Genomic DNA, 9,013 nt, shown 5'->3' on the forward strand with positions numbered 1-9,013 from the left:
GGTGTGGGGTGTTGTGGGGTGTGGGGTGTGGGTGAAACTATTTTTTTACTTCAGCCTTCATCCTTCAGCCTTCATCCTTCACCCACTACGCCCTTTGTTATTTTGATTGCAGTATTTGTCCTTAGTAATTGGCTATTTTCAGAATTTTTTGTATTTTTCCCTTTGGATATTGTAAGTGCTGTCAAACCGATTACTTCTTTGACGATTGCGATCGCATTGATAATATTTGGATGGTGTTTGGGCGAATAATACTCCCATCCGGCTAATTATCAGTAGGGTGCGTTACATAACGCACCCTACTATATATAGTTGAGTTACAGATTTTCCGTAAATCCTCTTCTGTTTACCAACCGCCTCTAAAGATTACCAATCCGATTGGGAGGCCAAAAGCGCCAAATTGCCTCACCTATAATATTAGGCTGTGGCAAAAAACCCCAGATATGGGAGTCGTTACTATTATTCCGATTATCTCCCATTACAAATAGTTGACCTTCAGGTACTTGCACTGGGGGCATATTATAAGCTGGTGGTTGGGCAATGTAGTCTTCCTCTAAAGGAGTACCATTGAGGTAAACTTTGCCATCTTGAATTTGCACCACTTCACCAGGAGTACCAATAACTCGTTTAATAAAGGCTTGATCTTTAGAGTAGCCAAGACTTTGGAGTTGTGGGGGTGGCTCAAAGACAACAATATCACCTCTGGTAGGAGAATGGAAACGATAGGATATTTTTTCCACCACCAAGCGATCGCCCGTTGCCAATGTCGGTATCATCGAATCCGAGGGAATGTAGCGAGGCTCTGCGACAAAGGAGCGAATCAAGAGCGCCAAGACGAGTGCGATCGCAACTATCTGGACATTTTCCCGTACCTGCTGCCACAATGTCAATTTTGCTGGGGTTGGTGCTTGGGGCTTCTCCACAACCCCTGAAGGATTAGCTTGAGCGTCGCTTGAGGTTGACGTGGGGGATTCGCCAGAGGCATTGGGGACAGCTAAATTTTTTCGATCTGAAGTCATATTAATGTAAGTTACCAGTTATCAACTGCCATCATAGCGAGTTGCGATCGCAAAGGTAATTTCCCACTAGTGAATCTCCCTTAGTGCCTTAGTGTTTTCTTCATCCCAGCTTCATAAAATACACCCAAAAAGGCAATTAAATTCACGAACACTTTAAGTAAACTTCACGCATCCTTTACCTAAAAAGCTATTAACTGAGTTTAAATAGAGAAGTAGAGAAACTTACACAGTTGAGATTTGAAGACATGAACACTCAAAAACTTGCCACATTAATTGGTAGCGCCGCCGCCGCATTATGCTTAATCTCTGCCACAGGAGGACAAGCTCAAGCCGGACAACTACACAACAATTGGAACTACGGAATTGATGCTTTCAATGATGGTTCCGGTGGTGCTGACTATGAAATAAAAGGCATGGCGATTAAACAAACTGCTGACAATATTTTTGTCGCACTTACTAGTGGAATGCCTCTAACTGGAGTTTCAGCTTCCGGTGCTGCTGATCGCAATATTGGTTGGGGAGATTTATTTTTCAATTTCTCCGGTACAGATTTCCAAACTGCTAATAGTGCAGGTAATTTATTTGGCATTCGCTTTGCCGGGACTAATGATTCTGGAGTTGGACAAGTTGGCGTGTATCGTAATGTCACAACCGATAGCGTGACGACAAGTAATAATGGATATAGCAGTTTGGCGGGATATTATGGTGCAGGTTTCGAGAAACCCAACAGCACAGGCACTGATTTACCAACTAAAACTGCTACCTACAATTATTTGTACGGAACTTCTTCTCCTGTTAGTACCCCCATTCTCAATATCATTAAAGCTGGTACATTTTTGGGTGGGATTACATCTTTAACTAACACCGATTTACTTGGTGAAGGACTAGATTTTGGTCACTTTAGTGCCAATGATACTTACACATTTGGCTTTAAGTTCGATCGCTCATTGCTTCCTGGTGGTAATTTTATCAGCCATGTATTTGAAGAATGTGGTAATGATGGTGTTGCTCTGGAAGTAAAAGATGTTCCGGAGCCCTCTAGCCTTGCTGGTATAGCCGCCGTTGGTTTGATGATTGCTGGTGCTAAAATTCGTCGTCGTCAAGAAGTAAAATAAATCGATATATAGTGTTTTTAAATGAGATGTAAAATAGAAAGCCTTATTTTATGGTGCTTCAGGACTTTTGCTGTTCGCATCCCAAATGAAAACGCTATATATATGATGGTGGGTAAAAATACGGCGGTTCCCGCTGCTATGAGGTACAGTAGTAAAAATTAACAAACCAATTGCGAATAAACCCAGGAGAGTCAATTTAAGCTAACGCGCCTCACGAGCAGATATTCCTTCACTCTGAGAACCAAAATACCATAATGCTGCTGCAGCCTCAGCACGAGTTACTGATTTTTTTGGTTGAAATAGGGTAGTATAACCAAAAACTCTACGGATATTAGCTCGCTCCCCATTCTGAAAATCCGCTAAAACTGCTCGCAATGCTTTCGGGTCAATTTTGGCAGTATCTTGAAATCCCCAGGTTTGCTGAACCGTATCAATGGCACTGGCTGGCAAAACTTGACGGGTATCCAATGGTACTTTCCACAAAATTAAATTTTCCCGCGTTAAGGGGGCATCTGGACGAAATTGTACAGCGGTTGCGTCGCCACTAAGAGGACTAGGAATTAATCCCGCATCTGCTAATGCTTGAATAGTGGGAAAATCTGGATCGGTTTTAGGTATATCCTGAAATGCAGGTTGGTCTGTTGTTGCAGCTAAACGGATTTGTAATCCCGGCTTATTAGCATAAATTTTATTATTAGCTGCTACTAACCAACGGGCATATTCGCGGCGGGTTATGGTTTTATTGGGTTCAAATTGAGTTTGAGTAATATCGGAATTTGTTTTAGTGTTAGATGGTGTCAGGGTTAAGACACCTAATGCCGCTAAATCTTCAACAGATTCTCGCAATCCTTGGGGGATTTTATCGAAATCGGTAAAGTTTTGTGACTCTCCTCCTGATGGTGAACTTATGGGTTTAGGAGTAACATTATCTCCAGATGGTTGTGGTTGAGGTGGAGATGCTGATGCCTGATTAGTATTACGGATATACTGAATTTCAAAGGTTGTAATACTGAGATTTGTTCCTGGCGTTTGTGGTGTTGTACTGGGGGTTTCTTCTGGGTTACTAATCCCACCACCTCCAGAAATCACAATGGTAATTTGCAAATCGTTCCCACGAATGACAAAATTGCCACCATCTTCCTCAGTTGGTTGAGATATAACTTGCCAATTGCCAGTTTCAAATGCCTTTTTATAAAAGTTTAGGATCAAATTACTAGGATCGGAGGATGACCAAATGGTAGTTTTACCGGAAGCTTCTGGTACAGTTAAGGCTTCGACTTTCTCTAATTTAGCTTCTGGATAACGGGGAATCTCTGCTGGGAAATCCTGTGGGAGTGCCGCAGCAGAGGGATTCTCTGGATTATTCTGTTGTGAGTTCCCCGAAATTGTAGGATTATCCTTGAGTTTGGGATCGGCTGCAAAGGATCTTTCCAGGGATTTGCCTGTGGTACTGTTGGCACATGATGTCAACAAACCTACTAAACAAACTGCAATAGAGATAAATAGAATATGACGTTTAGCTAGCACGCTGTTAACCAGAAAATCAGTCTAATCCAAGTTGTGGCTGATAGTTGAATGTAGAAGAGGCGACATGAGGAGTCAGCCGCAGGCAGGATACCCCGCCGCAGGCAGGATGCCTGCTCTACGAATTCTATTTTAGACGGCAACTTGGTATTACTTCCTAGGCTAGCGCAAAATGGGAATATTTACAGGATAGAGAAGTTCGGGAGAATCGCCAATAATGAGTAAAGACGCGGGATTGCCACGTCTTTTTTCAGCATCTCAGTGGTATTCTTGTACGGGGTAACTTCAAGTACAAGTAAAGGTGATGTTAAGTTATGTAAATAAAGCGAAAACCCTTGCCAATCACCAATGACTACTTATTCCATCCGTAATAATACGGATATAGCATTTCAGGATATCCGTATCGTTACGGATGTAGATTCCACGAAAACCTCTTATATATATTTCGGTAGTGTCTTAATCCTTCTTAATTACTCAATAGATTGATCAATGTACAATCCATTTATTCTCTCCTTCAAACAATGTACAATCCATTTATTCTCTCCTTCAAACAGGGCATCTCAGTTATTGAAGAATCAAGCGATCGCGTTATTGTGCAGTCGCCCCAAGTTGATCTAAATATTCCTGAGTACACGATTAATATCGAGCCAGTATCACCTGGATTTCTCGCGGCACTAAAACTTCTTGCCACTGAGGGTGCAACGGAGGAAAATCTCAGCGAATTGGTGCTACAGACAGATAGTTTTTCAGAACTACCGAATTTATATTATTACCTGGAAAAATTCATCAATCTTGGCTTTGTCTGCCATACTGTGCTTGCCGAAGAATTACCGATGGCAACTCTAGTTCCCCTGGGAAAGTACGATAAATTTCAAATCAAAGAAGCCACGACAGACAAAAAATATGTCCTATCGCGTTTTGCCTATTGCCGCAAAAATAAAGAGAAACTAGTTCTTGAATCTCCTCTATCTCACAGTCAACTTATCTTAGTTGATTTGCAATCTGCCGCACTGATTGCGGAACTTTCTCAACCTCGGGATTGCCGCGAGATTTATAATAAAATACCCAGTCTTTCCGAAGATACAATCAAAAACTTATTTAGCTTGCTCCTGAGTGACGAAATGCTTTTGGCAGTTGAAGAAGATGGAACTATAGCAGAAGAAACAAATGAAACACTGGTACAATGGGAGTTTCACGATCTGCTATTTCATTCGAGAACAAGAACAGGCAGACATAGCAACCCAGTTGGCCGAACATATCCATTTCTCGGTAAAATTGAGCGGCTACCAGCCATAAAACCAAAGGTATCGAATGACATTATTAACCTGTACAAGCCTGATATCGAAAAACTAAAAGAGTCAGATTATCCCTTTAGTCTGATATTGGAAGATAGAAAGTCCATCAAGCAATTTAACGACGCTAACCCGATTACAGATAAACAAATAGGAGAATTTCTATATCGTACCGCACGGGTTAAAAAAGTTATGGAAAAAGGACCAGAAGAAATCAGCAATCGTCCCTATCCTAACGGTGGAGCAAACTATGAATTAGAACTCTATCTTGCCGTGAATATATGCGAAAATATTCCCGATGGTTTTTACCACTATTGCCCCCAAGATCATCAACTTTGTAAAATATCAGATCGAACCAAAAATGTGGATCAGCTTTTAGAAGAAATATGGATTACCAACCGCCAACATCATACCCCCCAGGTTTTGATTATCATGGCGGCACGTTTTGCCAGAATTAACTGGCAATATGAATCAATCGCTTATGCCGCAATCCTCAAAAATGTAGGTATTTTATTACAGACAATGTATCTGGTAGCAACAGCAATGAATCTTGGCTCTTGTGCAATTGCTCAGGGTAATGCTGATTTATTTGCCCTAACTGCTAAGACAGATTACTACGCTGAAACCTCCGTAGGAGAATTTATCCTGGGCACTAAGTAGGGGAGTGGGGAGGAGAGTTTTGAGTTTTGAGTTTTGAGTTAAAACTCTCCTTCCCCCTATGGCGTGTCTTCTTCCGTCCAAATTTTGGGGTAGGGGCGTAGCATTTGGGGGATAACACCTGTTTCAAACCCAAATATTTCTATCCAAATGCTTCGCCCTTCCATGGTGTGAAAACACGCCCTAGCCCCTGCCCCCTAACCTCTTAATCATGAGTAATCCCGTTAGGCATAATTGCCCCTTTTAAATCAGCATCACTCAAATCAGCACCACTCAGATCCGCACCAATTAAATTAGCGCCACTGAGATTAGCCCCACTGAGATTAGCCCCTGTGAGATAACTGAGGAGCAAACCAGCCCGCAGCAGATTAGCCTGACTCAAATTAGCATCCCGCAAGTTTGCCTCCAGCAAATTTGCACCCGTCAAATTAGCTTTACACAAATTAGCTTTGTGCAGGCTAGCTTTACTTAGATTTACCCCCCGTAAATTAGCTTTTTTTAGCACCAATCCATTCATACTCGCTAGACTCAAATTAGCTCCTTCCAAATCTGCTCCACTTAAGTCAGCATCAGTAAGATTTACCTGAGTTAAATTCGCTCCACTGAGGTTAGCGCCACTCAAGTCTGCCCCACTCAAATCTGCACCCTTCAAATCAGCTTCACTTAAGTCTGCATTCTCTAAATTTGCTCCCCGCAAGTCTACCCGGTGCAAATAGGCTCGAATTAAACTAGCCCCAGTGAGGATTGCTCCTTTTAAATCAGCCTCAGTGAGAATCGCTCGATTTAATGTTGCTTTTCTCAAATCAGCCCCCTTGAGAATAGCGCGGCTCAAAGTTGCACCAGTCAAATTCGCCTTTGTCAATTTTGCCCCTTTCACCCTAGCACCAATTAAGCTAGAGCCAATCAAAATAGCATGTCTTAAATCCGCATCAGACAGGGTAGCCCCAGCCAGAATAGCTCCACTCAAATCTGCTTCATTCAATATTGCCTCACTGAGATCAGCTTGAGAGAGAGTTGTATCAATTAGTTGGGCATATTTGAGATTAGCACCCCTTAAATCTGCATCCCTGAGTTGAGCGCCAATCAGTTTTGCCCTGGTTAAATTGGCTCCCTTGAGATTTCCATTACTTAAATTGATACGATTCAGATTTTCTTCACTTAAATCTGCGCCCATGAGGTTGATACCGACAAAAGTTCGTTCTCCGGTTTCATGGCGATTTAAAAGTTCGGCCGTACTTGAAAATTCACTTGCTTTCATAAAAGTTGCCTGATTTTTGTGCTGTTAATCAGCTACAGGCTCTCCCTAAGTTTCTGAAAATAATGTTGATTTGGCAGGGTTAAGAAATAAGTTCTGGTTAATTAACACCATTGGGTGAATTTATGGTGCTACAAAGTAGCTGCTAGCTAACCGATGAAGGAAATAAAAAATTATCCATGTATTTATATGGATTATGGATATTCTTTATTCTTCCCTTCAATTTGTCATCAGTTATTTGTCATGAATGGACAACGGGGGGTTGAAGATTTCGGATAGCAATTTGCCTCTGGCAAGAAAGCCTCCGTTTCTTACTGCCGACTCTCGACTTCATCCAATTACAAATAACTAATGACTAAATAACTAATGACGAGTAAAATAAAATACTAGACATTCCCAGATTGGGGTTCACTCAGTTCACCAGCAACTACAACGGCTATAAAAAACCTTTACCAGAACGTTGGTTCTGATTCCAACCAGGTTTGGGCATCAAACTGGCAAAGTCTCTTGTATTCAATTCTCTGGTAAACTGGACTGCCGCTCCCAAGTATTGGCTCGCCGTCATACAGTTGAATTAGGATTATCTTAGTGTTTAGTGATTGAGCGATCGCTCATTGATCCGTTGCTAGACATGAATTGGCTATGACTTACGCAGAAACTGGGTTTCTTTACCAGAATAGGTTGTTTTAGCGATTAGTCTAAGTCCAGAAACCCAGAATATTCCTGAGACTGCGTAAATCAGATTGGCTTCTCGAAGATGGCACTCACTTCAATAGACAACCAGCCATTCCCATCTGACGGAGGCTCCTTCAGCTTTGAGTAGTCTGGATTTGGACTTCGATCAGCCCACCCGACAACCAGAAGCCTCCGCAAAAAAAACCTCTTCTTTAAAGATAATCCTTGTCTGTCAGATCGTGCAAGGTCGATCTTTGATCGTGGTAGCCTAGGTTACAAATTGTCAGTAGTCTACAGAACACCGCAAAATTTAAAACTGTAGTAGGATGGTGTAATACAAGTATTGCACGTCGATCTACGGGAAGCCATCCAAGTCTACCCCAGTTCGCCAGTCCGGGATTTTACTCGGTAAAAATGTGATGAAAACCAATTCTATCTCAGATCCCAAGGTTTTCGGATATTGGGCTTATCTAGCCATTGAAAACCATTTCCAGAAAACCATTAAACACGAAACCGACGTTATCAAAGACAAAGATCCCGAAGCATTACACCAAATGCGGGTAGGGATGCGCCGTCTCCGGACAGCCATAACAGGTTTTGAAAGAGCGATTGTACTCCCCAAAGTCGCTCGTCCAGATAAGATTGGTAAAATTGCTCGGAAACTAGGAAAACTCCGGGATTTAGATGTATTACTAGATACCCTTGAAAATCAATACTTGCCAACACTACCAACATCGGAACAAAAAACACTAAAAAAGGTTTTGGCAACTCTCCACAAACACCGCCAAAATTCATTAGAAATAGTCCAAGAAACCCTCCATGACAAACCATACCAGACACTCAAGAAAGGCTTGCAAGACTGGTTAGAAGAACCAAAATACGGTTCCTTTGCCCAATTATCAATTCTGGATATCCTACCAAACTTGCTCCTACCTATTGTAAGTCAACTCTTGCTTCACCCCGCTTGGCCAGTCGGAGTCAAGATCGAAAATGGAGAGATAGAAATTAATCTGGATATGAGTCCGGAAAGTGTAATGGATATTTTAAGTAATCCCGATGAAGATCTCCACGATCTGCGTAAGCAAGCCAAGGGAGTCCGTTATCAGATGGAACTATTCACAGAATTTTATAATTCCAACTATCAGGATTACATTAAAGACATCAAAGCTATTCAAGGCATTTTAGGACAAATTCAAGATAGTTTTGTTTTGGCAGAATTTCTGAAGAATATTCTGAAAGCAGATCTGACAGTTGAATTACCAACCCTTGCCCAAACAATGAGTTCATCTCGTTACGAATTGTGGCAAGAATGGCAGAAACTTCAGCAGCACTATCTCAATCCCAAAACTATAAAAGATTTATATAAGGTTATATTACATCCAGCAATAGAGGTTAGTTAGAGTCTCTGTTATTTGTTATTTGAAAAACAACCAACAACCAACAACCAACAACCAACAACCAACAACCAACAACCAACAA

Annotated in this window: 7 protein-coding genes; 4 read left to right on the plus strand and 3 right to left on the minus strand. The window is 41.6% G+C overall.

The features are described 5' to 3' along the window. On the plus strand, window positions 1-249 hold a 249-nt coding region (locus NJ959_RS20700; protein ID WP_254013637.1), incomplete at its 5' end, for a hypothetical protein. A gap of 107 nt (window positions 250-356) precedes the next feature. Here NJ959_RS20700 and lepB read toward each other — a convergent pair. Further along, window positions 357-1,016: a signal peptidase I gene (gene lepB, locus NJ959_RS20705; protein ID WP_254013638.1), complete on the minus strand. Its 660-nt coding sequence runs from the start codon at window positions 1,014-1,016 to the stop codon at window positions 357-359. Window positions 1,017-1,261: 245 nt separating this feature from the next. Here lepB and NJ959_RS20710 point away from each other — a divergent pair, with 245 nt between their 5' ends. Further along, window positions 1,262-2,131: a PEP-CTERM sorting domain-containing protein gene (locus tag NJ959_RS20710; RefSeq protein ID WP_254013639.1), complete on the plus strand. Its 870-nt coding sequence runs from the start codon at window positions 1,262-1,264 to the stop codon at window positions 2,129-2,131. A 201-nt stretch (window positions 2,132-2,332) separates the two neighbouring features. Here the strand turns inward: NJ959_RS20710 and NJ959_RS20715 are convergent, their stop codons facing one another. After that, window positions 2,333-3,658 carry an S-layer homology domain-containing protein gene (locus NJ959_RS20715; RefSeq protein ID WP_254013640.1) on the minus strand — a complete coding sequence of 442 codons (1,326 nt, stop codon included), beginning with the start codon at window positions 3,656-3,658 and terminating at the stop codon, window positions 2,333-2,335. A 518-nt stretch (window positions 3,659-4,176) separates the two neighbouring features. Here NJ959_RS20715 and NJ959_RS20720 point away from each other — a divergent pair. Continuing rightward, entirely contained in the window at window positions 4,177-5,607 is a 1,431-nt protein-coding gene (locus NJ959_RS20720) for a SagB family peptide dehydrogenase (RefSeq protein ID WP_254013641.1), read from the plus strand. A gap of 202 nt (window positions 5,608-5,809) precedes the next feature. On the opposite strand, the gene NJ959_RS20725 is transcribed toward NJ959_RS20720, so the two are convergent. After that, window positions 5,810-6,862 (minus strand): pentapeptide repeat-containing protein, encoded by a 1,053-nt coding sequence (locus tag NJ959_RS20725; RefSeq protein WP_254013642.1) that lies wholly within the window; start codon window positions 6,860-6,862, stop codon window positions 5,810-5,812. A gap of 1,091 nt (window positions 6,863-7,953) precedes the next feature. Between NJ959_RS20725 and NJ959_RS20730 the strand changes: the two genes are divergently transcribed. After that, a complete protein-coding gene (locus NJ959_RS20730) occupies window positions 7,954-8,934 on the plus strand; it encodes a CHAD domain-containing protein (RefSeq protein WP_254013643.1) in 981 nt (326 codons plus the stop codon). Window positions 8,935-9,013: the final 79 nt, after the last annotated feature.

The sequence above is a fragment of the Limnofasciculus baicalensis BBK-W-15 genome (assembly GCF_024178385.1).
Taxonomy (GTDB): domain Bacteria; phylum Cyanobacteriota; class Cyanobacteriia; order Cyanobacteriales; family Coleofasciculaceae; genus Limnofasciculus; species Limnofasciculus baicalensis.